The following is a 23,243-nucleotide window of genomic DNA, read 5'->3' on the forward strand; positions in this document are numbered from 1 at the left end:
CGATGGTACTGCAGGGGGGACCCTGTGGGAGAGTAGGACACCGCCGAACAATTTTTGAGAAAGGGCTCACACCTTACGGTGTGGGCCCTTTCTGCATTTAAGCTCGGGTTTATGCGCTACGACCTCGTCATTTTCGACAACGACGGAGTACTCGTCGACAGTGAGCCCATTTCCAACCGGCTCCTCGCGGCCTACCTGACCGAGCTCGGGCACCCGACGTCGTACGAGGACTCCATCCGGGACTACATGGGGTCGGCGATGCACCGGGTGCACGACCTGGTGCTCGAGCGCACGGGGGAGCGGCTTCCGGCGGACTTCGACGATGTCTTCCACGCCCGGGTGTTCGCCGCCTTCGAGCGGGAGCTGAAGCCCGTGGCCGGCGCTGTGGAGGTCCTGGAGGCACTCTCGGCGCGCGGAGTGCCGTACTGCGTGGCGTCCTCGGGGAGCCATGAGCGGATCAGGGTGGGGCACCGGACGACGGGCCTGGACCGGTGGTTCGACGACGCCCGGATCTTCAGTTCGCAGGATGTGGGGCGGGGGAAACCCGCGCCGGACCTCTTCCTTCATGCCGCCCGGCGGATGGGGGTCGGGCCCGAGCGGTGTGTCGTCGTCGAGGACAGTCCGCTGGGAGTGCGGGCGGCCGTGGCAGCGGGGATGGACGTCCTCGGTTTCACCGCCATGACGCCGGCCGAGCGATTGTCCGGGGCGAACGAACTCTTCTCCGACATGGGCGAGTTGGTCGGCCTGCTGGGCTGACATTTGTCATGCCGAGGGCCGGACGATGGTTTCTACCGGCGACCCCCGCCCGGCCGCGAAGCTTATGGGCATGACGACGAACACGGGGACGGCCGAGGGAAGCACGACCGAGGTAAGCACGACCGAGAAGAGCGCGACCGGCGGGCGGAACAGGCGGCTGCGGAACTTCCTGCCGCTGATAGTCGACGTTGCGGTGCCGCTCGGGGCGTACTACCTGTTGAAGAACGGCTTCGGGATGAGCACTCTGATGGCGCTCGCGCTCAGCAGTGTCGTGCCGGCCGTCCGTACCGGGTGGAGCGTGTGGCGGGCGCGGGAGGTCAACGGGATGGCCGCGCTCATCCTGGTCGTGAACGTCGTCTCGCTGCTGCTGAGCTTCGTGGCGGGCGACCCGCGGCTGATGATGGCCAAGGACAGCGCCATCAGCAGCACGATCGGGATCGGCATCATCGTCTCGGTCGTCCTGGGCAGGCCGATGATGACGGCCGGGATGAAGCCCTGGGTGGTCAAGGGCGACGCGGGCCGGGAGGCCGCCTGGGCGCGGCTACAGGGGGGTTCGGCGCGGTTCCGGCGGGCCGAGCGGATGTTCTCGCTGGTGTGGGGTGTGGTCCTGCTCGCCGAGTGTGTCGTACGGGTCGTGGGGGCGTACAGCTTGCCGGTGGACACCATGGTGTGGCTCGGCAACGTGATCATGATCGTCGCGATGGTGCTCGGCTTCCTCGTCGGTGGGGCGCTGGGCGCGGGTCCGATGGCCGCGATGGTCGTCGCCGAGACGAAGGCGTGGGCCGAGCGGGAGGCACGCCAGGGCGAGCCCGTGGTGAGCGGTCCGGCCACCGCGCCTCTGATCGCCGCCGCTTGAAGCTGAGGGAAATTCAGCTTTGGCTGGATCTACCCACGGGTACCCCGGGGCCCTACGCTCGCCGCCATGACTGATGTGCTGCGGCGCGGCAGGGCCTCGCTGGCGTTCGGTTTCCTCGCGCAGGGCGTCGCCTTCGCTCTGCTCGTGACGCGGATCCCGGCCATCCAGGACCGGTACGGGGTGTCCGACGCGCTGCTGCCGGCGTTCCTGGCGGCCGTGCCGATCCTCGCCGGTGTCGGCAGCGTCACGACCGAGCGGCTGGTGCGGCGTATCCGTCCCAGTCGGCTGCTGCGCTGGTCGCAGCCCGTGGTGCTGCTGGCGCTGCTCGGTGTGGGGGCCGGGGACACGATGGTCGAACTGGCCGTCTCGCTGGCGGCGTTCGGGCTGGCCGTGGGGGCGCTGGACGCGACGATGAACATGCTCGGGGTGAGTCTGCAGCGGGCGTACGGGCGGAGCATCATGCTCAGCTTCCACGCGGCGTACAGCCTGGGCGGGATCGTGGGGGCCTCGCTGGCGTGGGCGGGGGCGCACTGGGATCTGCCGTTGGCGGTGTCGTATCTGCCGGTCGTCGTGGTGCTGTTGCCGGCCGCGCTGGTGGGGAGCCGGTGGTACGTCGACGCCGCGAAGACGGAGGCGCCCGCGGCGCGGGACGCGGGGGAGGGCGGGCAGCAGGCCGTCGCGTTCAAGCTGCTGCTGCCGCTGTGTCTGGTGATGACCTTCGCGTACATCGGTGACTCGACGGTCTCCAACTGGAGTGCGAAGTACCTCCAGGACGTGCTGGGCAGCTCCGAGCAGCTGGCGACCGTGCCGTACAACGTGTACATGGTGACCACGCTGCTGGGGCGGGCCATCGGGGACTTCGGGGTGCGGCGGCTCGGGGCGGTGACCGTGGTGCGGCTGGGGGCGCTGGTGGCGGCCGCCGGGTTCGCGGTGGTGGCGTCGGCGCCGGGCGCGTGGGTCGGGATGCTGGGGTTCACCCTGCTCGGGCTGGGGCTGTGCGTGCTGGTGCCGCAGACGTTCGCGGCGGCCGGGAGGCTGTTCCCGGGGGCGTCGGACGCGGCCGTCGCACGGCTGAACGTCTTCAACTACGTCGGCTTCCTGATCGGTTCGCCTCTGGTGGGGGCGCTGGGCGACGCGTGGAGCTATCGCGGGGCGATGCTGGTGCCGATGGTGTTGGTGCTGGTGACGCTCGTGTACGCCCCTTCGTTCGCCGCGCGGCCGGACCGATACGGTGGCGGGCATGAGCGGCCGCGCACAGCTGATGTGGGACCAGGCAGTAACGGGCTATGACTTCGGCCGGGACCATCCCATGGACCCGGTGCGCCTCGGTCTGACCAGGAAACTCGTCGAAGCCTTCGAGCTGGACCGGCACGTGGACGTCGTCGCGGCCCAGCCGGCCGGTGAGTCGACCCTGCGGCTGGTGCACCGGGAGGACTACATCGCGGCCGTGAAGGCGGCGTCGGCCGACCCGCGGTCCGCCGACCAGTCGTACGGGCTCGGCACGCTGGACGATCCGGCGTTCGCCGGGATGCACGACGTGTCGGCGCTGATCGCCGGGCAGTCGGTGGGGGCGGCGGAGGCGGTGTGGCGGGGGAGCGCGCTGCACGCGGTGAACTTCGCGGGCGGGCTGCACCACGCGATGCCGGCCGCCGCGTCCGGGTTCTGCATCTACAACGACGCGGCGCTGGCGATCGCCCGGCTGCTGGAGCTGGGTGCGGAGCGGGTGGCTTACGTGGACGTCGACGTGCACCACGGGGACGGGGTGCAGGCGGCGTTCTGGGAGGACCCGCGGGTGCTGACGATCTCGCTGCACGAGCACCCCGCGACGCTGTTCCCGCAGACCGGGTGGCCGCAGGAGACCGGGGCCGCCGAGGGGTCGGCGGTGAACGTGGCGCTGCCGGCGGGCACCGGGGACGAGGGCTGGCTGCGGGCGTTCCACGCCGTGGTGCCGGAGCTGCTCGCGGACTTCCGCCCGCAGGTGCTGGTGACACAGCACGGGGCCGACACGCACTTCGAGGACCCGCTGGCGCATCTGGCGGTGTCGCTGGACGCGCAGCGGGCCGTGCAGGTGGCGTGCCACGACCTGGCGCACGAGTACGCCGACGGGAAGTGGCTCGCGCTGGGCGGGGGCGGGTACGCCGTGGTCGAGGTGGTGCCTCGGTCGTGGACGCATCTGGTGGCGATCGCGGCGGGGCGGCCGATCGAGCCGACGGCGCTGATCCCGGAGAGCTGGCGGCGGGAAGTGTACGCACGGACGCGGCAGTTGGGGCCGGCCCGGATGACCGACGGGCGGTGGCCGGTGGCCTGGGCGGACTGGGATGCGGGGTACGACCCCGCGGACCGGCTGGACCAGGCGGTGCTGGCGACGCGCAAGGCGGTGTTTCCGCTGCGGGGGCTGCTCGCCTGAGCCGTGGTCTCGTGGCGGGCTGTTCGCACAGTGATGTGGGGGCTGCTCGCCCAGGAGGTGGTCCGATGGTGGGCCGCTCACCCGGGAGGTGGTCCGGTGGCAGGCCGCTCACCCGGGAGGTGTTCCATTAGCCCGACCGTGGGGTCTTTGCCCGGTTCGGGCTTTCGTGGGGTGTCCGGTCCGCCAGCATCGCTGGGGTGCTGAGTACCGCGGCGCTTCGCGCTCATCTCGTGGCCGTGGGGCTGGCCGGGACCGTGGCGACCTCGCGTGAGGCGAGTCTGAGGAGCTACCGGCTGTTCGCCGCCCGGGACCCCCGGGTGCTCATCGGGCTGGATCCCGAGGGGGTCTGGGGGCAGCGCGAGCTGCTGGCCCTGATGGCGGAGAAGTGTGGGGTTTCGGCCGATCCTGGCTGTGTCTCGGGGCCCGATGCGATCGATCCGGAACGGACTCTGACCGCTCTGGACGCCTTTTCCGACCGGATCGCGAGGGTCGCCCAGCATGGCGGGCCGGTGCTCCTGGGCACCGGCCACCCTCACCGGCTGCTCGGGTTCTACGGTGCCCTGGCAGACGCGCTCTCGGCGGCGGGGTGTGCCGTCCTCACCCCCGCGCATGGTCGCCGTGTCGACATAACGACCCGGTTCGGTCTACGTACGTACAACCTCGCTTACGTACGGGGAGTCGCGCTGGTGCGGGCGCCCGACGCGTCCCGCTCCGGTTGTGAGCCCGGCGCACACTCGCACTCCCCCCTCCCGGTTCGCCTCGCGCTGGCCGCCGCCGCCGAGGCCGGCGGGCCGCTGCCGCACCTCGTGATCGGTGACCACGGCTGGGTCTGCGGGGCAGGTCAGCTGGGGTTCGAGGCCATTGGGCTCGCCGATACCAATGACCCCGCGCTCTTCGTGGGGGAGGCCGAGGGGTCCGTGTCCGTCGCCGTTCCACTTGATGACGCCGTGCGGTCCGATTACTACCGGCCGCTTACCCGCTACGTACTCAATCGAGCGTGTCTGTCACAGTAGGTCGCCGATGGCTGCACCTCTTCCCCACTCGCATCATGCGCACCTACATTGGGGAGTGAGCACGCAACGACGAAGAGTCACCGGAAGGGGAAGCCGGTGCCCGTCGAGTGCGGAAGGTTCAGGTGTGTCATGGCTGCAGCTGGCGAGAGGCCTCTGAACGAGGTTCAGTTCCTTACCGTGGCGGAGGTCGCCTCGGTGATGCGAGTGTCGAAGATGACCGTGTACCGGCTGGTGCACAGCGGTCATCTGCCCGCGATCCGGGTGGGACGGTCGTTCCGTGTCCCGGAGCAAGCGGTTCACGAGTACCTCCGCGAGAGTTACGTGGGGGTGGAAACCGCCTGACGGCAGTGGGCCGGGGGGTGCCCGGGACCGCCGGTGACCCCCCTCGCCCCCTCGATTACGACCTCAGCGCTCGGGCGGGTAGGCTAGCCCCTCGTAGGTCGTGTGGGCCCATGGCGCCCAAACACCGAGTGATGAGAAGTGAGCGAGGGTAGTCGTGGGCTCTGTTATCAAGAAGCGGCGCAAGCGGATGGCCAAGAAGAAGCACCGCAAGCTGCTCAAGCGCACGCGCGTTCAGCGTCGCAACAAGAAGTAGGCGGCGCCGCGCCAAGCGGCGTGTCTGTGGCCCCCCACCGCATCCGGTGGGGGGCCACAGGTGTATGACGGGGGAATTCCCGTCACGTCACGCATCGGGTGGTCATCACAGCGCAACATCCACCCGCTAAGTTGGCGGCACACGGGGAACTCGGCTGGGGTACGAGGGCTGGAAGGAAGGCGCTGATCTTGGGCAAGGTCGTGCTCGTCACCGGGGTGGCCCGTCAACTCGGAGGCCGCTTCGTACGCCGCATCCAGCGGGACCCCCAGGTGGACCGGGTGATCGCCGTGGACGCTGTCCCGCCGGAGCACCACCTGGGCGGCGCGGACTTCATCCAGGCCGACATCCGGCAGCCCACCATCGCGCGGGTGCTCGCGGAGAGCGGCGCCGACACCGTCGTGCACATGGACGTGACGGGGACCGCCCTGGCCAGCGGGAGCCGGACCACGGTCAAGGAGACCAACGTCATCGGGACGATGCAGCTCCTCGGCGCCTGCCAGAAGTCCCCCCTGGTCAAACGGCTGGTGGTGAAGTCCAGTACGAACGTCTACGGGTCGGCGCCCCGCGACCCGGCCGTCTTCACCGAGACCACCCCGCCCAAGTCGCTGCCCAGCGGCGGCTTCGCCAAGGACACCGTCGAGGTCGAGGGCTATGTGCGCGGGTTCGCCCGGCGCCGGCCCGACGTCGCCGTGTGCGTGCTGCGGTTCGCCAACATCCTCGGCCCCACCGCGGACACCCCGCTCGCCTCGTACTTCTCGCTGCCTGTCCTGCCGACCGTCCTCGGGTACGACCCGCGGCTGCAGTTCGTGCACGAGGACGACGTCATCGAGGTGCTGCGCATCGCCTCGCACGAGCCGCGCCGGGGCACGCTCAACAGCGGCACCTTCAACATCGCCGGGGACGGCGTCCTGCTGCTCTCCCAGTGCGCGCGGCGGCTGGGCCGGCCCACGGTCCCCCTGCTGCTGCCCGCCGTGACGTGGGCGGGCAGCCTGGTGCGTACGCTGGGCATGTCGGACTTCTCGCCGGAGCAGATCCGGTTGCTCACCCACGGCCGGGTGGTGTCCACGGACCAGATGCGCGAGACCCTCGGTTTCCAGCCGAAGTACACGACGGTCCAGACGTTCGCGGACTTCGCGGGCAGCCGCGGCCCGGGACTGCTGCCGCCCGAGGCCCTCGCGGGGGCCGTCGACCGGATCGCCGCGCTGCCCGTCCTGGACGGCGGTCAGCCCCCGACGCAGAGCGCCAACTGAGGAGCGCATCAACGATGGCGGACGCCAAGGTCATTCCGTTCGACGACGACCGGTCCCGCGGAGGCGCCGTACAGCGGCCGCCGCGGCGCCGGAGCGCGGCGAGCCGGCGCACGAACGGTGGAGGCGGGCCGGTGGGTGAGGTCCAGCCCCTGCCGGGACGGTCCCTCGCGCAGGATGATGTTCCTGTGACCCCTGAGGAAGAGCCGGCCCCGCAGTCCCCGCACGACGGCGGTCTGGAGCGGCGCATCGCGAGCGGCCTGGCCTTCCTGCGCCGGCGCCTCACCGGGGACTACGACGTCGACGACTTCGGCTACGACGAGGAGCTCACCGACCAGGTCCTGATGTCCCTGCTGCGGCCGGTGTACGAGAAGTACTTCCGGGTCGACGTGAAGGGCGTGGAGAACATCCCGGCCGAGGGCGGCGCGCTGATCGTCGCCAACCACTCCGGGACGCTGCCGCTGGACGGCCTGATGATGCAGGTCGCCGTGCACGACCACCATCCCGCGGGACGCCATCTGCGGCTGCTCGCCGCCGATCTGGTCTTCATGCTGCCGGTCGTCAACGAACTCGCCCGCAAGCTGGGGCACACGCTGGCCTGCGCGGAGGACGCCGACCGGCTGCTCGGGCAGGGCGAGTTGGTCGGTGTGATGCCGGAGGGCTTCAAGGGCATCGGCAAGCCCTTCGGGGAGCGGTACAAGCTGCAGCGCTTCGGACGGGGCGGGTTCGTGTCCACGGCACTGCGCCGGCGCACCCCGATCATCCCGTGCTCGATCGTCGGGGCGGAGGAGATCTACCCGATGATCGGCAACGCGAAGACGCTGGCCCGGGTGCTGGGCATCCCGTACTTCCCGCTGACGCCGACCTTCCCGTGGCTGGGTCCGCTGGGCGCGATCCCCCTGCCGACGAAGTGGACGATCCAGTTCGGTGAGCCGATCCACACCGACGGCTATCCGCCGGAGGCGGCCGAGGACCCGATGCTGATGTTCAACCTCACCGACCAGGTGAGGGAGCAGATCCAGCACACGCTCTACAAGCTGCTGGTGCAGCGCCGGTCGGTCTTCTTCTGACGCTCTGACGCCCTGACGTTCTGACTGGCGCGCACGCGTGACGGCCGTGTGCACGACGATGGGGCACCCCTGGTGGAAGGGGTGCCCCATCGTCGTAGAGGCGGCTTGTGGGGCCGCTAGTCGGCGTCCTCGCCCTCGATGCCCAGGCCGGGCAGGAGGCCTGGGAGCAGCGGAGGAAGCGTGACCGCCGGGCCGCCCGCCGGGGCGGACGCGGACGGGGAGGCGCCGGAGCCGCCGGTGGCCTTGGGCGGGTCGAGCAGGCCGCCCGTGTTCCCGCCGAGCAGGCCCTCGTCCTCGTGGGCCGAGCCCTCGGCCGACTTGCTGGGGCTGCTGGTGCGGTGCCCGTCCTCGGTGGAGCCGCTGCCGCCGGCGCTGGGGCGGGCCGACTTGTCGGCGCCGGACGTGCCGCTGGAGGACGAGCCGGAGCCGCCACGGCCCTTGCCGTCGCCGGCGTCCTGGGTGGGCGGCGGGAGCAGGGACTGGAGCGGGGCGACCTCTTCGTCTATGGCGTCGAAGACCGACGAGACCCGGTCGCTGACGTCGCCGAGCTGGAGGGGGAGCCGCTCGCGCATGCTGCCCCAGGTGGCGCGGTGGGAGCGGGAGAACGCGGAGAGGGCCTGGATGGGGCCCAGGGAGTCCGGGTCGCGCTCGTACGCCTCGCGCAGCAGCCGGTGGCCCTCGGAGGCGTCGTGCTGCATGCCGGACAGGGCGCGGCGGATCTCGGCGAGCGACTCGTGGTCGTAATGGCCGCCGCGGCCCCGCTCCATCAGGCGGCGGGCCTCGCTCAGCCGGGTGGAGGCCTGGTCGAGGTAGACGCGCCCGCGTTCGTCCTCGCCGTCGGCCAGGACGTTGAGCTTGAAGTCCTCGATGCCGCGCTTGAGGCCGTAGAGGGAGTCGCCGGGCAGGGCGTCGCCGCTGGCGGCGGCCACCCCACCGAAGGCTCCGGCGGCCACGCCGACGCTGAGGCCGCCCGCGGTGAGTCCCTTGGCGAGGCGTGAGCGCGGGCGGAGCCTGCTCATCGGGGTCGCCCGGTGGGCCCCGCGCGCCCGCTCGGACCGCTGTCCGGGCAGGGTGGGGCCGGCCTCGCCCGCCGCGGTGCCCTCTTGCAGCATGGCCTCCATCGCGGCCACGAGCTGGGCTCGCTGCACGACCTTGACCTCGGGGTCGAGCACGGGCTTGGGCAGCTCGCCGAGACCCGTGGCCAGGGCCAACAGGCGCCCGTGCTCGGTCTGTTCCGCAGCAGCCGGTGCCGGTCCCCCGGGCTGCTCGGCCTGCTCGGCCGCCGTGCCCCGGTCGGTCGACTCCTCCAGGGCCTGGGCGAAGGCGCTCGCCCGCCGGTGCGCCGATACGTTCGCGATCACTGGCGGCACCTCCTCTCGTCATGACGGTCGACTCCCCAGGGGGTCCTGAGGGTTGCACCCCCTGATCGATTCCACACGATCGGGTGATCGAAGTGGATCAGGGAGTGACCACAGGGAGCCTGCATCCCGCACAACGAGTGGCGCGGCACTTGGGTTACGGACGGAGAATGAACGGGCCGCGAAGTCAACGGACTTTCACCGTGGGTGAGTTGGGGATTGCGGAGAGTGTCGGTGCGGTAGGGGGTGTGGTCAGCGCGCGTCGTCCGGGAGGAGCCGGGCGAGGGTGCGGACGGCCCGGTACTGGAGGGTCTTGATGGCACCCTCGTTCTTGCCCATGACACGGGCGGTCTCCGCGACGGAGAGGCCCTGGAGGAAGCGGAGGGTGACGCACTCCTGCTGCTGCGGGTTGAGCCGGCGGACGGCCTCCAGCAGTGCGGCGTTGGAGAGCGATTCGAGGACGGAGTCCTCGGGGGAGCGCTCGACCTCGTTGGCGTCGAGCATCTCGCCGGTGGTCACCTCCAGCCGGAAGCGGCTGGACTTGAAGTGGTCGGCGACCAGGTTGCGGGCGATGGTGACGAGCCAGGCGCCGAAGTCCCGGCCCTGCCAGGTGAAGGTGCCGATGCGGCGCAGGGCCCGCAGAAAGGTCTCGCTGGTGAGGTCCTCGGCGGTGGCCTTCCCTCCGACGCGGTAGTAGATGTAGCGGTACACGGTGTCGCTGTACTGGTCGTAGAGCCGGCCGAACGCGTCGGCCTCGCCGGCCTGTGCGCGTTCGACCAGGTCCATCATGCGCGCGCTGTCGCTGTCGGCGGCGGGCCGGCGGGCGGTCGTCGCGCCGGTCGCGCGCCCCCGTCTGCCGACTGCGGCGCTCCCCTCGGCGAGCGCGTAGCACGGGCCTACGGGTGCGGCGGTTACGGCGAGGGCGGGGACGGCGTACGCGGTGGGGACGAAACCGCGCAACAGGTCGAGGACCGTCGCGCGGAGCGTAGCCAGGCCCGAGGCGTCAACCCCGACGTGTGGGTACACGGGACTCCCAGAGGCAGAGCTTCCATCACGTGCAGTACGGAACCTTTCACCCGTCGTAGCGACGGAGGGGTACCGGAATGCGTCTGAGGAGAATAACGCTTCGTGCAGGCACTGCTACGCCCAGTTGCTCAAATCACCGATTGCGTCTCTTCTGTAACCGATTGACGCCCGATCAAGTGCCACAGAGTGACCGTTTGTTGATCGAGTCCGTCCGTGTTCCGGCTGACAACGGGGCGTGTTGTGGCCGTGTGCAGCCAACGCGACTGGACAGACGGGTGCCTGGGTAGAGAGACGGATCGGCTCGCGGGCCGGGCGTGCCCGGCGGGTGCGCGGCAACCGCTACCGGCGGCGCCGGTGCAGGGCGATCGCGGCCGCCGTGCCGCCGGCCACCGCGCCGACGCCCGCCGCCGCCGGGATGCCGACCTTGGCCGCCTTGCGGCCCGTGCGGTAGTCGCGCAGCCGCCAGTCGAGCTTGCGGGCGTGCTTGCGCAGCTTGGCGTCCGGGTTGATCGCGTAGGGGTGCCCGACCAGGGAGAGCATCGGGATGTCGTTGTGCGAGTCGCTGTACGCGGCGCAGCGCGACAGGTCCAGGCCCTCCGCCAGGGCGAGGGCGCGGACGGCCTCCGCCTTCGCCGGGCCGTGCAGCGGCTCGCCGACGAGCTTGCCGGTGTAGACGCCGTCCACCGACTCCGCGACCGTGCCGAGGGCGCCGGTCAGGCCGAGGCGGCGGGCGATCACCGTGGCGATCTCCACCGGTGCCGCCGTGACGAGCCACACCTTCTGGCCCGCGTCGAGGTGGGCCTGGGCGAGGGCGCGGGTGCCGGGCCAGATGCGCTCGGCCATGTACTCGTCGTAGATCTCCTCGCCGATCGACTGGAGTTCGGCGACGCGGTGGCCCTTGACGATCGACAGCGCCGAGTCGCGGGCCTCCTGCATGTGCTCGGGGTCCTCGACGCCGGCCAGCCGGAACCACGCCTGCTGCCAGGCGAACCGGGCGAGCTCGCGCGTCTCGAAGAACTTGCGCTTGTACAGGCCCCGACCGAAGTGGAAGAGGGCGGCGCCCTGCATCACCGTGTTGTCCAGGTCGAAGAACGCGGCGGCCCGGTCGTCGCCGAGCACCGGGAACTCCGGTTCGGCGGCGGAGACCTCCGTGACCTCCTGCGAGGACTTGCGCGCTGCCTCCGCCGAGGCCTCGCCAGCCAACACGCTCCGCGCCGTGGCGGGGCGCCTACGGGGAGTGAGCCATCCAAGAGCGGCCATGTCCGTGAGCATAGCCATTCTGTTCGGAGCCTCTGGAGTGGCGACGTTCAAAAGCTGTGAACTCTCCGCGACCGCGCAGTTAAAGGGCGTGGTCGGGCATCCGCGCCGGGGCGCGGGACAATGGCCGGCATGAGCCCGCTCTTCCGCCGCACTCCGGCCAAGCCTCCGCAGGACCGGCTCGTCACCCTCGTCGGCAAACCCGACTGCCATCTGTGTGATGACGCACAGATCGTGGTGGAGCGGGTGTGCGCCGAGGCGGGCGTGCCGTGGGAGTGGAAGGACATCACCCAGGACCCGCGGCTGCACGACCAGTACTGGGAGCAGATCCCCGTCGTCCTCGTCGACGGGGAGCAGCACACGTTCTGGCGTGTGGACGAGGGTCGCCTCCGCAAAGCACTGACCGAGTAGTCCAAAGTTCTCCGGAAACGGCTTAGGATCGACGGCGAAGTGGTCTCGGGGGCGGGGATCGTCGAGGAGAGTGTGCGGTTTTGCCCCCAAGAGCAGAGGAACGGTGGTGCGTATGCGCCGGTTCCACAGCAGTGCGCCGGGCGTGCGTGAGCCCGGTCACGTTGGGCGGGCAAATCGGACACCATCTTTGTGCACGCGTTCACAAAGACATAGCCTTCATTCGACGGGGCGGTCATGTAGGGACGTGTGACCGCCTACAGCCCCGCTCTACCCGCAGGAGCACCGTGGCAACTGGCCGAACTCACCGACCGGCGACCCGCAGCCGAGGGATTCCCGAGGCCACCGTCGCCCGGCTTCCGCTGTACCTCCGAGCCCTGACCGCACTGTCGGAGCGCTCGGTCCCCACGGTCTCCTCCGAGGAGCTCGCGGCCGCGGCGGGAGTCAACTCCGCGAAGCTGCGCAAGGACTTCTCCTACCTCGGCTCATACGGGACCCGTGGCGTGGGGTACGACGTCGAGTATCTCGTGTACCAGATCTCCCGTGAGCTCGGGCTCACCCAGGACTGGCCGGTAGTGATCGTCGGCATCGGAAACCTGGGTGCCGCGCTCGCCAACTACGGCGGGTTCGCCTCCCGGGGTTTCCGGGTCGCCGCACTCATCGACGCCGACCCGGCCATGGCGGGCAAGCCCGTCGCCGGCATCCCCGTGCAGCACGCCGACGACCTGGAGCGGATCATCCAGGACAACGGCGTGTCCATCGGCGTCATCGCCACCCCGGCCGGTGCCGCCCAGGCCGTCTGCGACCGCCTCGTGGCCGCCGGCGTCACCTCCATCCTGAACTTCGCGCCGACCGTGCTGTCCGTGCCGGACGGCGTCGACGTGCGCAAGGTCGACCTCTCCATCGAGCTGCAGATCCTCGCCTTCCACGAGCAGCGCAAGGCCGGCGAGGAGGCCGCATCCGACGGCGGTGTCCAGGCCTCCGCCGCCCGCGGTACCTCCGCCGACCAGGGACCCGACGGGGACGTACCCGCCGTGATGCCGGCATGAGTCTGCTTGTCGTCGGGCTGAGCCACCGCAGCGCCCCCGTCAGCGTCCTGGAGCGCGCCGCGCTGAGCGCGGACGCCCAGGTCAAGCTGGTCCAGGACACGGTCGCCGCCGAGCCGGCCACCGAGGCCGCCGTGCTCGCCACCTGCAACCGCATCGAGCTGTACGCCGACGTGGACAAGTTCCACGCCGGTGTCGCCGAGCTGTCCACGCTGCTCGCCCAGCACAGCGGGGTCGGCCTCGAGGAACTCACGCCGTACCTGTACGTCCACTACGAGGACCGGGCCGTCCACCACCTGTTCTCGGTGGCCTGCGGGCTGGACTCCATGGTGGTCGGCGAGGGCCAGATCCTCGGCCAGATCAAGGACTCCCTGGCCAAGGCGCAGGACCTGCACAGCGCCGGACGGCTGCTGAACGACCTGTTCCAGCAGGCCCTGCGGGTCGGCAAGCGCGCCCACTCCGAGACCGGCATCGACCGCGCCGGGCAGTCCCTGGTCACCTTCGGCCTGGAGCAGCTCGCCGAGGGCGCGGACGTCGCCGCCTGGGCGCACGGCAAGAAGGCCCTGGTCATCGGGGCCGGCTCGATGTCCTCCCTGGCCGCAGCCACCCTCGCGCGGGCCGGCGTCGGCGAGATCGTCGTCGCCAACCGCACCCGGGAGCGCGCCGAGCGCCTCGCCGAGATCCTCACCGACGGCACCCACGTGCCGGCCCGCGCGGTACCGATGGACGCGGTGCCGGTCGAGCTGACACGTGCCGACGTCGTCGTGTCCTGCACCGGCGCCACCGGCCTCGTCCTCACCGCCGAGGACGTCGTCGGCGCGGTCGAGGGCCGGACCGGTCGCCCGGCCGCCTTCGACGAAACCGGGCGTACGGCGCCCGCGCCCCGGTCGGAGGCCGACGGCACCGACGTGCCGCGCACCCCGCTGCCGCCCTCCGGAGTCGGCACCGACGAGGAGTGCCCGCTCGACCTCGCCGCGGTGCAGGGAGGTTTCTCCGTGCACGGCGAGGCCGCCGTCGCCGGCATGGACGCGGCCACCCTGGAGCAGCACGCGGCCTGGGCGGCCGGCGGTGCCGTGGACCGCCGCGAGGCGTCCCGCCGCAGCCCCGAGTCCGACGCCGAGCTGATCACCGCGCTCGCCGCGACCGCGGCCACCGTCGGCCGCATCCCCGAGCGCCGCCGGCCCGAACCGGTCGCCGAGACGCCCCGCCGGGCCCCCGTCCTCGCGCTCCTCGACCTCGCCATGCCGCGGGACATCGACGCCGCCGTGCACCGGCTCACCGGCGTGCGGCTGGTGGACATCGAGTCGCTGGCGGAGGCCTCGGCCGACGCGCCCATGGCGGCCGACGTCGACCAGGTCCGCCGTATCGTCGCCGACGAGGTCGCCGCCTTCGGGGCGGCGCAGCGGGCCGCGCACATCACGCCGACCGTCGTCGCCCTGCGCACGATGGCCGCCGACGTCGTGGCCGGCGAGATCGCCCGCCTGGAGGGCCGGCTGCCCGGTCTGGACGAGAAGCACCGCAGCGAGATCACGCAGACCGTTCGTCGCGTGGTGGACAAGCTGCTGCACGCCCCGACCGTACGGGTCAAGCAGCTCGCCGCGGAGCCCGGTGGCGCCGGCTACGCCGACGCCCTGCGGACCCTGTTCGACCTCGACCAGGAGACGGTGGCCTCCGTCTCCCGGGCCGAGGACAGCACCGAGAAGAACCGAGGCCCACGATGACTCAGCAGCCACTACGGCTCGGCACCCGGCGAAGCAGGCTCGCCATGGCCCAGTCCGGGCAGGTCGCGGACACCGTGAGCCAGGTGACCGGACGCCCCGTCGAACTCGTCGAGATCACCACGTACGGTGACGTCTCGCGCGAGGCCCTGTCGCAGATCGGCGGCACGGGAGTGTTCGTCACCGCGCTGCGCGACGCCCTGCTGCGCGGGGAGGTGGACTTCGCGGTGCACTCCCTGAAGGACCTGCCGACCGCCCAGCCCGAGGAGCTCGCCCTGGCGGCGGTCCCCGTGCGCGAGGACCCGCGGGACGTGCTCGTCGCGCGGCACGACCTCAAGCTCACCGACCTGCCGCGCGGCGCCCGCATCGGCACGGGCTCGGCCCGCCGGGCCGCCCAGCTGAACGCGTACGCCCGCGCCCACGGCCTGGACATCGAGACGGTCCCGATCCGCGGCAACGTCGACACCCGCATCCGGTACGTGCACGACGGCGAGCTGGACGCGGTCGTCCTGGCCGCGGCCGGCATGAGCCGCATCGGCCGCCTCGACGAGGTCACCGACTTCCTGTCGGTCGACACGGTTTTGCCCGCCCCCGGCCAGGGGGCCCTGGCGATCGAGTGCACCGCGGACAACGCGGACCTCATCGCCGCGCTCGGCGAGCTCGACGACCCCTTCACCCGGGTCGCCGTCACCGCCGAGCGGTCCCTGCTCGCCGCCCTGGAGGCCGGCTGCTCCGCCCCTGTGGGCGCGCTGGCCGACCTTCCCCCGCTCACGGCTCCGCTGGAGCGCGGGGACCGCCAGGCCGAACGGCAGATTGTCAAGGAAATGCGCCTGCGCGGCGTCGTCGGTACTACCGACGGCACGCGGACGGTGCAGCTGTCCACCACCGGTCCCGTGCCCGAGACGCACGACCAAGCGCTGGCGCTCGGTCGCGAACTCGCCACCGAGATGCTTGCCCAGGGCGCGGCCGGTCTGATGGGGGAGCGAGCACAGTGAGCCCCACCACCCTTCCCGCCGGCCTCGATCACGGGCACGTCACCTTCCTGGGTGCCGGACCCGGGGATCCGGGGCTGCTGACTCTGCGCGCCGTCGAGGCGCTGGCACACGCGGACGTCCTCGTCGCCGAGCACGAGGTGCTCGACGTCGTACGTCAGCACGCCAGGCAGGGCGTCGCCGAAGTGCACACGGACACGGGCCCCGGCGGGGACACCGTCCCGGGCACAGGCACGCCCCAGCTGGCGGTTGTTGACGGCGCGTCAACGACCGCTGCGCTACCCGCGGTGCGGGATGCCGCACATCTTGTCATGGAGGCCGCGCGGGGCGGCAGGCGGGTCGTGCGTGCGGTGTCCGGGGACCCCGGGCTCGACACGTACGCCGCCGACGAGATGCTGGCCTGCGCCGCGGCCGGTGTGCCGTTCGAGGTCGTGCCCGGCGTCGCCACGGCCGTCGGCGTGCCCGCGTACGCCGGTGTGCCGTTGCGGGACGCGCAGGGCACGGACGTGCGGTTCGTCGACGCGCGCACCGCGACCGACCGGTGCTGGACCGAGGTGGGCGCGTCGGACGGGACCGTCGTCGTCTCGACGACCCTCGACAGCGTGGCCGCCGCGGCCGGTGAGCTGGTGGCGGCCGGGCGCAAGCCCGACACACCGCTCACCGTGACCGTCGCCGGCACCACCACCCGGCAGCGGACGTGGACCGCGACGCTCGGGACGATCGCCCAGACGCTGAAGCAGGCCAAGGTGCTGCCCTCGCCCGAGGGCGGCCGCCCGGTGATAGCCGTGGTCGGCGAGCGTTCCGCGGCCGCCCAGCGCGACCAGTTGTCCTGGTTCGAGTCCAAGCCGCTGTTCGGATGGCGGGTGCTCGTGCCGCGGACGAAGGAGCAGGCGGCCTCGCTCTCCGACCAACTGCGCTCCTACGGGGCCGTGCCGCACGAGGTGCCGACGATCGCCGTCGAACCGCCGCGCACGCCCCAGCAGATGGAACGGGCCGTCAAGGGCCTGGTCACCGGCCGCTACGAATGGATCGCGTTCACCTCGGTCAACGCGGTCAAGGCGGTCCGCGAGAAGTTCGAGGAGTACGGGCTCGACGCCCGCGCCTTCGCCGGGATCAAGGTCGCGGCGGTGGGCGAGCAGACCGCGAATGCGCTGATCGCCTTCGGCGTGAAGCCGGACCTCGTGCCGAGCGGCGAGCAGTCGGCCGCGGGCCTGCTGGAGGACTGGCCGCCCTACGACCCGGTCTTCGACCCGATCGACCGCGTCTTCCTGCCCCGCGCCGACATCGCCACGGAGACCCTGGTCGCCGGGCTGATCGAGCTGGGCTGGGAGGTCGACGACGTCACGGCCTACCGGACCGTACGGGCCTCGCCGCCGCCGGCGGAGACCCGCGAGGCGATCAAGGGCGGCGGCTTCGACGCCGTGCTCTTCACGTCGTCGTCCACGGTCCGCAACCTGGTCGGCATCGCGGGCAAGCCGCACAACGTGACGGTGATCGCGTGTATCGGCCCGGCCACGGCCAAGACCGCCGAGGAGCACGGCCTGCGGGTGGACGTGATGGCTCCCGAGCCGTCCGTGCACAAGCTGGCGGAGGCCCTGGCGGACTTCGGCGCCCGCCGCCGCGCGGCCGCGCTCGACGCGGGCGACCCGGTGACCCGGCCGAGCGAGCGGCGCCCCGGGGCGCGCAGACGCCGGTCGACGACCTGAGCGTGAGAGACGGCCCGCACCCGGGTTTCCCGGGTGCGGGCCGTTCGCGTTCCCTCCGTCAGCGCCGGGAGGCGGTGGCGTACGGCAGGAAGGCCGTCCAGGTGGTGGGGGCGAGGGCGAGGCGGGGGCCGTGAGGGTTCTTGGAGTCGCGGACGAGTATGTGGTCGGGGGTGGGGGCGACTTCGACGCAGTCGGGGCCCTCGTCCGTGCTGTAGCTGCTCTTCGTCCATGTGACGTCGGTGTAGGGCTTGAGGGTCATGTCTCTCCAAGCACGGTCTCGATGAGGGCCATCGACTCTCGTGGGCTGAGAGCCTGCGCCCGGATGGTCCCATAACGGATGTCGAGGAGCTGCACTTCCTTCGGCTCGGTGATCAGGCGGCTGATGTGCTGCACCTCCACGTGCCCGACGGTGGTGCCGTCCTTGAGTCTGAGAAGCCTGAACGAACCGGCGAGACCTGAGTTCTCCTCAAGGCTCAGCGGTAGTACCTGGAGGTCGACGTTGGGCAACTGGGCCACCTCCAGCAGCCGTTCAAGCTGTTCACGCATGACCATCCTGCCCCCGAGGGGCCTGCGGAGCGTCGCCTCGCACTGGACGAAGCTGAAGAGGGACCGAGCCGCCGTGTCACCGAGGATCTCCTGACGCGCCACACGGGCCGACAGCCGTTGGTCGAGTTCGTCGGCGGTGAAGGGCGGTCGGCGCGCGCCGAACACGGCTCGGGCGTACGCCGTGGTCTGCAACAGCCCGTGCACGACGGAGTTGTTGTAGGCGCCCAGCTCCACCGCCTCCCCCTCCAGCCGCTTCAGGTCCCGTACCTTCTTCGGGTACCGGACCTCCACCACGTCCTTCTTCATGGCGGCGATCCTCCCGCCCGCGCCCAGGGCCCGGTCCGCCGCATCCAGGTACTCCGGCCGGGGAATGCGCCGGGCCCGCTCCACCGCGCCGACCAGGTCCTCGCCGTACCCGATGGCCGTCGCGAACTCCGCCTGGGTGAGCCCGGCCGCCTCCCGCCACAGCTTCAACTGCCGGGCGACCGTGCGCATCACGGCCCCGGCCTCCTCGTCGTCCAGCCCCGTCTCCCAGCCGCTCATGCCGTCGTCCCTCCCGCCGCACACCCCTTCCCCGGACCAACTCGGGGCGGGTACGCGGGGTCACCCAGGACGGCCCGTACAGAAGCCGGACAGATTCCTCGGACCGGAGCCTGGAAACACGTCGTGCGGCGATGCGCGGAACGGGGCCGCGGGCGGTAAAAGACCAAAGAACCCAGGGAAAAAACCAACCAACCAAACCAAACCCGGCATCCGTCACTCGGGCGGGTGAATGTGGTCGGTCCGGCTGGTGCAGCGGCCCTTGGAGCGTGCAGGCTCAGCCCGAGGCGGTCGCGGCATATGCGCCGGACGAACGCCCTCATGACTCCCCATATGCATCGGCCCCCGCCGGGACGGCAATCCCAGTGCGAGGGCCTGACCAACGAGGAAGAAGTGAGCTTCCCCATGGCTGAGATGAAGCCTAACGCTGCCGTGCGTCCGAATCAGGAGCTTCGGCGGAGCACCACCCACTCCGGTGTCACCCACGTACGTGCGTACCAGTCCGGGCAGTACGTCGTCGTCGGCAATCACCTCGCCCAGCACCGTCAGCTCTCGCTGACCGCCATCGGACTCGCGACCCACATCTTCTCGGTGCCCGAGGGCACGCCGGTCGACATCCGCAGTCTCACCGACCGCTTCCCCGAGGGGCGGGACCGCATCGCCTCCGCCCTGCGCGAGTTGGAGGAGCACGGCTATCTGCGCAGGCTCCGCGAGCACACCGAGTCCGGTCGCCTGGTCACCCGCACGTACGCGCACCACGCCCCGGCGACGGCTGCGGCCGTCACGCCGCTGCGCCTGGCGGATCGCCCGCAGGTCCGTCGCCGTGCCGTCGACCGTCAGCCGGTGGCACGAGGTGACGTACAGGCCGCTCCCGAGGAGGGCGACCAAGCCCCTCTCCGGCAGACGCCCCCGGCTGAAGCGCCACCCCTGGAGCCGAAGGCGCCCCGTGACCCCCGGCACGACAGGGCCGCCGCCCTTCTCGCCGGTCTGCGCCGCGCGGACGACCGCCTGATCCTCTCCCGCCGGGATGTCGACCGGCTGACACCGGCCGTCACCGCGTGGCTTGACAACGGGGTCTCCGCCGTCATGATCCAGCACGCCCTGACCGACAACCTCCCGATCGACCTCAGGAATCCGGCGAGGCTGATCGGCTACCGGCTCGACGCCCTGCTGCCGGTGGCGCTGCCGCCCCGTCCCGCGTCCCCGCCGGTGCCCGCGGACGGAAGAAGGGACCGTCCCCTGCCCTTGCAGAACTGCGACGGCTGCGAACGGGCCTTCCGCGCCCCCCATCCCGGGCGCTGCCGGGACTGCCGGTCCGTCGCCCTGTCCGCACCACCGCAGGTGGCGTGAGCGGGGTCAGCGGCGTGGCGTGAGCAGGGTCAGCGGCAGAGTGCCTCGATGTCCTCGGCGAAGGTCGGGAACTCGGCGCGGGCCTCGTCCACGACGACCTGGGCCGGGCGGCGGGGCGTGGTGGCGTGGCGTTCGGCGAGGGCGGTGAGGGCCGCGTCGGGGCGGGGCTCCCCGACCCCGAACTGCACGGCCTCCATGGGGCCGCAGCCGTCGGCCAGCATCCACAGGAAGTCCGAGAGGTTCCCGGCGACCACGCCGACCTCGCCCTCCGAGCCCATGAACACCACGGGCTGCTCGGCGAGGGGGCGGCCCGGGCGCACGAGCCACAGGGCCGCGAGACCGCCCGTCCCGTCCTGCCCGAACACGCGGTAGGCGGCGCCGTCGAGTTCGCCGTTCCCCGTCCACTGGCGCAGCCAGCCGGTGGTCTCCTCGGCCGGTTCGAAGGCGTCGTAGGGCTCGAAGTCGATGCCCTCGCCGTCGGCGTAGTCGATCTCCGTGCGCGCCAGTTCCGCGAGGGGCGCGGGGAGCGTGCGGTCGTCTTCTGTCGTCGTCTGGTCCACGCGTGCACGGTATGGGGCGGGACTGACAACGGGCCCGCCGGGCCGACTGTGCGTCGGCAAAGGCACGTGTGGGGCGGGCGTAGCGTAGAGGTATGACGACGTACGGATCCTTCCCCGGTACTCGGCCGCGGCGTCTGCGGACCACCCCCGCCATGCGGCGCATGGTCGCCGAGACCAGGCTGCACCCCGCCGACCTCATCCTCCCGGCCTTCGTGCGGGAGGGCGTCAGCGAGCCGGTGCCGATCGAAGCCATGCCGGGGGTCGTCCAGCACACGCGGGACAGCCTGAAGAAGGCCGCCGCCGAGGCCGTGGCGGCCGGTGTCTCCGGGATCATGCTGTTCGGTGTGCCGGAGGAGTCCAAGAAGGACGCCGTCGGCACCGCGGGCACCGACCCGGACGGCATCCTCCAGGTCGCCCTGCGGGACGTGCGGGCCGAGGTGGGCGACGACCTGCTCGTCATGTCCGACCTGTGCCTGGACGAGACCACCGACCACGGGCACTGCGGTGTGCTGGACTCCGAGGGCCGCGTCGACAACGACGCGACGCTGGAGCGGTACGCCGAGATGGCGCAGGTCCAGGCCGACGCCGGCGCCCATGTCGTGGGCCCCAGCGGGATGATGGACGGGCAGATCGGCGTCATCCGCGACGCGCTCGACCAGATCGGCCGCGAGGACGTCGCGATCCTCGCCTACACCGTCAAGTACGCCTCCGCGTTCTACGGTCCGTTCCGGGAGGCCGTCGGCTCGTCCCTCAAGGGCGACCGCAAGACCTACCAGCAGGACCCGGCGAACCTCCGGGAGTCCCTGCGCGAGTTGGCGCTCGACCTGGAGGAGGGCGCCGACATGGTGATGGTCAAGCCGGCCGGGCCCTACCTCGACATCCTGGCGCGGGTCTCCGACGCGGTGGACGTGCCGGTGGCCGCCTACCAGATCTCCGGCGAGTACTCGATGATCGAGGCCGCCGCCGAGAAGGGCTGGATCGACCGCGACCGGGCGATCATGGAGTCGCTGACCGGCATCCGCCGCGCGGGCGCGCGGAACATCCTCACCTACTGGGCGACGGAGGTCGCGCAGAAGCTCGGCCGTCAGTAGCGGCGCCGCGCGGCGGACCGCTGTCGGCCGCCGCCTTCGACGGACCCTCGTCCCGCAGGCCCTTGCCGTCCTCGCACGCGGTGAGCGTGAGGGCGGCGACCGCCATCAGCGTGGCGGCGGTCAGCCGGGCGCGGAAACGTGGGGGGTGTGCGGACATGAGCGGCCCTCTCCGTGAGTACGAACCGAGTACGGGCTGAGTTCGGGCTGAGTTCGAGCTGAGTACGGCGTTGGGATCGTGCCCAGCCTGCTCGATCGCCGGGGCCCGTCGCCACCCTCTGTGGGAAACCTGGGACGCCTGAGGTGACCGCACGCCTCTGACCTGCGGGGATGTGGTGGCCCGGGGGACGAGTGTGGGACGCCCGGGCGGCACCGTCCGTATCGCGGAAAGGTCGTTGTACACGGCATACGGATCTCTAGGCTGCCGGGGAGGGAAGCGCACACGCCGCCGCAGCCGAAGGAGCCGTCCGATGACCGTCGCCGAGCCCGCGCCCGCAGCCCCCCGCACTCCCGCGGCTCCGGCGGCCGTACCGCCCCTCGCGGCGCGGACCACCGCCGTCGGCGGATCGCCCGTCCGGGACATCCTCGCCGTCACCGCCAGGCCCGAGGTCATCAACTTCGCGGGCGGGCTGCCCGCGCCCGAGCTGTTCGACCGTCAGGCCGTCGCCGCCGCCTTCCAGGCCGTGCTGACCGAGACGCCCGAGCGGGCGCTCCAGTACTCCACGACCGAGGGCGAGCCCGCTCTGCGCGCCGGGCTCGCCGCCCGCACGACCGGCCATGGCCTGGCGACGGACGCCGACGACGTCCTCGTGACGACCGGTTCCCAGCAGGGCCTGTCCCTCCTCGCGACCGCTCTGCTGGAACCCGGCGACACCGTGCTCGTCGAAGAGCCCTGCTATCTCGCGGCACTTCAGGCGTTCGGGCTCGCCGGGGCGCGGATCGTGGCCGTGCCCGGCGACGCGGACGGCGTGGACCCCGACGCGCTGGACGAGCTCGTCGCCCGGGAGCGGCCCAAGCTCTTCTACACCGTGCCCACCTTCCAGAACCCGACCGGCCGGACCCTGCCCGCCGACCGCCGGGCCGCCGTCGCCCACGTCGCCGCCCGGCGCGGACTGTGGATCGTCGAGGACGACCCGTACGGCGAACTGCGTTACGAGGGCGAGCGTGTGCCCTGGATCGCCTCCCATCCGGGCGCGGAGGACCGCACCGCCCTGCTCGGCTCCTTCTCCAAGGTGATGGCGCCGGGCCTGCGGCTGGGCTGGCTGCGTGCCCCGGCCGCGCTGCGCAGGGCGTGCGCGGTCGCCAAGCAGGCCGCCGACCTGCACACCCCGACCGTCAACCAGCTTGTCGCCGCCCGCTGCCTGCCCGGCCTCGACGCCCATGTGGCCGGGATCCGCGAGGTGTACCGCGTCCGCCGCGACGCCCTGCTGGCCGGGTTGCCGGACGCTCTCCCGGAAGGCGCGGTCTGGCAGCGGCCCGAGGGCGGCATGTTCGTCTGGGTCAGGCTGCCCGCGTCGTACGACACCACCGCGCTGCTGCCCCGAGTGGTCCGGCACGACGTCGCCTACGTCCCGGGGGCGCCCTTCTACGCCGGTGAGCCGGACCGGTCCACGCTGCGGCTGTGCTTCGTGACGCAGACGCCCGAGGAGATCGCTGAGGGGCTGCGGCGGCTGGGGGAGGGGCTGCACTCCTGAGCCCGGGGGG

At 71.8% G+C, this 23,243-nt stretch carries 23 protein-coding genes; 17 read left to right on the forward strand and 6 right to left on the reverse strand.

Features of this window, described 5'->3' with window-relative positions; translation table 11 throughout:
* Positions 1-111: 111 nt before the first annotated feature.
* The 9 genes from ADL34_RS00005 to ADL34_RS00040 all read left to right on the forward strand — a co-directional run bounded on the left by ADL34_RS00005 (position 112) and on the right by ADL34_RS00040 (position 7,944).
* Complete coding sequence (locus tag ADL34_RS00005) at positions 112-756, forward strand: HAD family hydrolase (RefSeq protein WP_062664375.1); 645 nt, start codon at positions 112-114, stop codon at positions 754-756.
* Between the two features lie 70 nt (positions 757-826).
* Entirely contained in the window at positions 827-1,612 is a 786-nt protein-coding gene (locus tag ADL34_RS00010) for a VC0807 family protein (protein WP_234374910.1), read from the forward strand.
* 66 nt (positions 1,613-1,678) lie between these two features.
* Positions 1,679-2,902 carry an MFS transporter gene (locus ADL34_RS00015; RefSeq protein ID WP_062664374.1) on the forward strand — a complete coding sequence of 408 codons (1,224 nt, stop codon included), beginning with the start codon at positions 1,679-1,681 and terminating at the stop codon, positions 2,900-2,902.
* The gene (locus ADL34_RS00020) at positions 2,853-4,019 is read left to right on the forward strand and encodes an acetoin utilization protein AcuC (RefSeq protein ID WP_062664451.1); all 1,167 of its coding nucleotides are present in this window, start codon (positions 2,853-2,855) and stop codon (positions 4,017-4,019) included. The genes ADL34_RS00015 and ADL34_RS00020 overlap by 50 nt, the downstream gene beginning before the upstream one ends.
* 197 nt (positions 4,020-4,216) lie before the next feature.
* Positions 4,217-5,032 carry a phosphatase gene (locus ADL34_RS00025; protein WP_062664373.1) on the forward strand — a complete coding sequence of 272 codons (816 nt, stop codon included), beginning with the start codon at positions 4,217-4,219 and terminating at the stop codon, positions 5,030-5,032.
* A gap of 129 nt (positions 5,033-5,161) precedes the next feature.
* Positions 5,162-5,374: a helix-turn-helix domain-containing protein gene (locus ADL34_RS00030; RefSeq protein WP_004984898.1), complete on the forward strand. Its 213-nt coding sequence runs from the start codon at positions 5,162-5,164 to the stop codon at positions 5,372-5,374.
* Positions 5,375-5,528: 154 nt separating this feature from the next.
* A complete protein-coding gene (locus ADL34_RS34440; protein WP_003948845.1) occupies positions 5,529-5,627 on the forward strand; it encodes a 30S ribosomal protein bS22 in 99 nt (32 codons plus the stop codon).
* A 188-nt stretch (positions 5,628-5,815) separates the two neighbouring features.
* Positions 5,816-6,877, forward strand: a complete 1,062-nt coding sequence (locus ADL34_RS00035; protein ID WP_062664371.1) for an NAD-dependent epimerase/dehydratase family protein — start codon at positions 5,816-5,818, stop codon at positions 6,875-6,877.
* A 14-nt stretch (positions 6,878-6,891) separates the two neighbouring features.
* The gene (locus ADL34_RS00040) at positions 6,892-7,944 is read left to right on the forward strand and encodes a lysophospholipid acyltransferase family protein (protein WP_062664369.1); all 1,053 of its coding nucleotides are present in this window, start codon (positions 6,892-6,894) and stop codon (positions 7,942-7,944) included.
* Positions 7,945-8,060: 116 nt separating this feature from the next.
* On the opposite strand, the gene ADL34_RS00045 is transcribed toward ADL34_RS00040, so the two are convergent.
* The 3 genes from ADL34_RS00045 to ADL34_RS00055 all read right to left on the reverse strand — a co-directional run bounded on the left by ADL34_RS00045 (position 8,061) and on the right by ADL34_RS00055 (position 11,588).
* Positions 8,061-9,305 carry a DUF5667 domain-containing protein gene (locus tag ADL34_RS00045; protein ID WP_062664367.1) on the reverse strand — a complete coding sequence of 415 codons (1,245 nt, stop codon included), beginning with the start codon at positions 9,303-9,305 and terminating at the stop codon, positions 8,061-8,063.
* A gap of 249 nt (positions 9,306-9,554) precedes the next feature.
* Positions 9,555-10,328, reverse strand: coding sequence for an ECF subfamily RNA polymerase sigma factor, BldN family (locus ADL34_RS00050; RefSeq protein WP_062664365.1), 774 nt, complete (start codon positions 10,326-10,328; stop codon positions 9,555-9,557).
* Between the two features lie 339 nt (positions 10,329-10,667).
* A complete protein-coding gene (locus ADL34_RS00055; protein WP_062664449.1) occupies positions 10,668-11,588 on the reverse strand; it encodes an HAD family hydrolase in 921 nt (306 codons plus the stop codon).
* Positions 11,589-11,708: 120 nt separating this feature from the next.
* Between ADL34_RS00055 and ADL34_RS00060 the strand changes: the two genes are divergently transcribed.
* The 5 genes from ADL34_RS00060 to ADL34_RS00080 all read left to right on the forward strand — a co-directional run bounded on the left by ADL34_RS00060 (position 11,709) and on the right by ADL34_RS00080 (position 17,455).
* Positions 11,709-11,996, forward strand: a complete 288-nt coding sequence (locus ADL34_RS00060; RefSeq protein ID WP_062664362.1) for a glutaredoxin family protein — start codon at positions 11,709-11,711, stop codon at positions 11,994-11,996.
* 284 nt (positions 11,997-12,280) lie between these two features.
* Entirely contained in the window at positions 12,281-13,042 is a 762-nt protein-coding gene (locus ADL34_RS00065; RefSeq protein ID WP_062664360.1) for a redox-sensing transcriptional repressor Rex, read from the forward strand.
* Positions 13,039-14,760: a glutamyl-tRNA reductase gene (locus ADL34_RS00070; RefSeq protein WP_062664359.1), complete on the forward strand. Its 1,722-nt coding sequence runs from the start codon at positions 13,039-13,041 to the stop codon at positions 14,758-14,760. The genes ADL34_RS00065 and ADL34_RS00070 overlap by 4 nt, the downstream gene beginning before the upstream one ends.
* Positions 14,757-15,752 carry a hydroxymethylbilane synthase gene (hemC, locus tag ADL34_RS00075; protein ID WP_062664357.1) on the forward strand — a complete coding sequence of 332 codons (996 nt, stop codon included), beginning with the start codon at positions 14,757-14,759 and terminating at the stop codon, positions 15,750-15,752. Before ADL34_RS00070 ends, hemC begins: the two co-directional genes overlap by 4 nt.
* Positions 15,749-17,455 carry a uroporphyrinogen-III synthase gene (locus tag ADL34_RS00080; protein WP_062664355.1) on the forward strand — a complete coding sequence of 569 codons (1,707 nt, stop codon included), beginning with the start codon at positions 15,749-15,751 and terminating at the stop codon, positions 17,453-17,455. The genes hemC and ADL34_RS00080 overlap by 4 nt, the downstream gene beginning before the upstream one ends.
* Before the next feature lie 58 nt (positions 17,456-17,513).
* On the opposite strand, the gene ADL34_RS00085 is transcribed toward ADL34_RS00080, so the two are convergent.
* Together ADL34_RS00085 and ADL34_RS00090 are read right to left on the reverse strand one after the other, a co-directional pair.
* Positions 17,514-17,714 carry a DUF397 domain-containing protein gene (locus ADL34_RS00085; protein ID WP_062664353.1) on the reverse strand — a complete coding sequence of 67 codons (201 nt, stop codon included), beginning with the start codon at positions 17,712-17,714 and terminating at the stop codon, positions 17,514-17,516.
* On the reverse strand, positions 17,711-18,544 hold the full coding sequence (locus ADL34_RS00090) for a helix-turn-helix domain-containing protein (protein ID WP_062664447.1): 834 nt from the start codon (positions 18,542-18,544) through the stop codon (positions 17,711-17,713). Before ADL34_RS00090 ends, ADL34_RS00085 begins: the two co-directional genes overlap by 4 nt.
* Before the next feature lie 429 nt (positions 18,545-18,973).
* Here ADL34_RS00090 and ADL34_RS00095 point away from each other — a divergent pair, with 429 nt between their 5' ends.
* Positions 18,974-19,891: a helix-turn-helix domain-containing protein gene (locus tag ADL34_RS00095; protein WP_324610550.1), complete on the forward strand. Its 918-nt coding sequence runs from the start codon at positions 18,974-18,976 to the stop codon at positions 19,889-19,891.
* A 29-nt stretch (positions 19,892-19,920) separates the two neighbouring features.
* On the opposite strand, the gene ADL34_RS00100 is transcribed toward ADL34_RS00095, so the two are convergent.
* A complete protein-coding gene (locus tag ADL34_RS00100; RefSeq protein ID WP_062664350.1) occupies positions 19,921-20,451 on the reverse strand; it encodes a hypothetical protein in 531 nt (176 codons plus the stop codon).
* A 92-nt stretch (positions 20,452-20,543) separates the two neighbouring features.
* On the opposite strand from ADL34_RS00100, the gene hemB reads away from it, so the two are divergent.
* On the forward strand, positions 20,544-21,542 hold the full coding sequence (gene hemB, locus ADL34_RS00105; protein WP_062664348.1) for a porphobilinogen synthase: 999 nt from the start codon (positions 20,544-20,546) through the stop codon (positions 21,540-21,542).
* A gap of 467 nt (positions 21,543-22,009) precedes the next feature.
* Positions 22,010-23,233, forward strand: a complete 1,224-nt coding sequence (locus ADL34_RS00110; RefSeq protein WP_062664346.1) for a PLP-dependent aminotransferase family protein — start codon at positions 22,010-22,012, stop codon at positions 23,231-23,233.
* The last annotated feature ends 10 nt before the right edge of the window (positions 23,234-23,243 follow it).

The organism is Streptomyces sp. NRRL WC-3605 (genome assembly GCF_001509795.1).
GTDB classification, from domain to species: Bacteria; Actinomycetota; Actinomycetes; order Streptomycetales; family Streptomycetaceae; genus Streptomyces; species Streptomyces viridochromogenes.

Bases quoted from the DNA above. Each gene is read 5' to 3' on its own strand.
- ADL34_RS00005 (WP_062664375.1), top strand. From the start codon at position 112: ATGCGCTACGACCTCGTCATTTTCGACAACGACGGAGTACTCGTCGAC.
- ADL34_RS00010 (WP_234374910.1), top strand. From the start codon at position 827: ATGACGACGAACACGGGGACGGCCGAGGGAAGCACGACCGAGGTAAGC.
- ADL34_RS00015 (WP_062664374.1), top strand. From the start codon at position 1,679: ATGACTGATGTGCTGCGGCGCGGCAGGGCCTCGCTGGCGTTCGGTTTC.
- ADL34_RS00020 (WP_062664451.1), top strand. From the start codon at position 2,853: ATGAGCGGCCGCGCACAGCTGATGTGGGACCAGGCAGTAACGGGCTAT.
- ADL34_RS00030 (WP_004984898.1), top strand. From the start codon at position 5,162: ATGGCTGCAGCTGGCGAGAGGCCTCTGAACGAGGTTCAGTTCCTTACC.
- ADL34_RS00040 (WP_062664369.1), top strand. From the start codon at position 6,892: ATGGCGGACGCCAAGGTCATTCCGTTCGACGACGACCGGTCCCGCGGA.
- ADL34_RS00055 (WP_062664449.1), bottom strand. From the start codon at position 11,588: ATGGCCGCTCTTGGATGGCTCACTCCCCGTAGGCGCCCCGCCACGGCG.
- ADL34_RS00060 (WP_062664362.1), top strand. From the start codon at position 11,709: ATGGCCGGCATGAGCCCGCTCTTCCGCCGCACTCCGGCCAAGCCTCCG.
- ADL34_RS00070 (WP_062664359.1), top strand. From the start codon at position 13,039: ATGAGTCTGCTTGTCGTCGGGCTGAGCCACCGCAGCGCCCCCGTCAGC.
- hemC (WP_062664357.1), top strand. From the start codon at position 14,757: ATGACTCAGCAGCCACTACGGCTCGGCACCCGGCGAAGCAGGCTCGCC.
- ADL34_RS00085 (WP_062664353.1), bottom strand. From the start codon at position 17,714: ATGACCCTCAAGCCCTACACCGACGTCACATGGACGAAGAGCAGCTAC.
- ADL34_RS00090 (WP_062664447.1), bottom strand. From the start codon at position 18,544: ATGAGCGGCTGGGAGACGGGGCTGGACGACGAGGAGGCCGGGGCCGTG.
- hemB (WP_062664348.1), top strand. From the start codon at position 20,544: ATGACGACGTACGGATCCTTCCCCGGTACTCGGCCGCGGCGTCTGCGG.
- ADL34_RS00110 (WP_062664346.1), top strand. From the start codon at position 22,010: ATGACCGTCGCCGAGCCCGCGCCCGCAGCCCCCCGCACTCCCGCGGCT.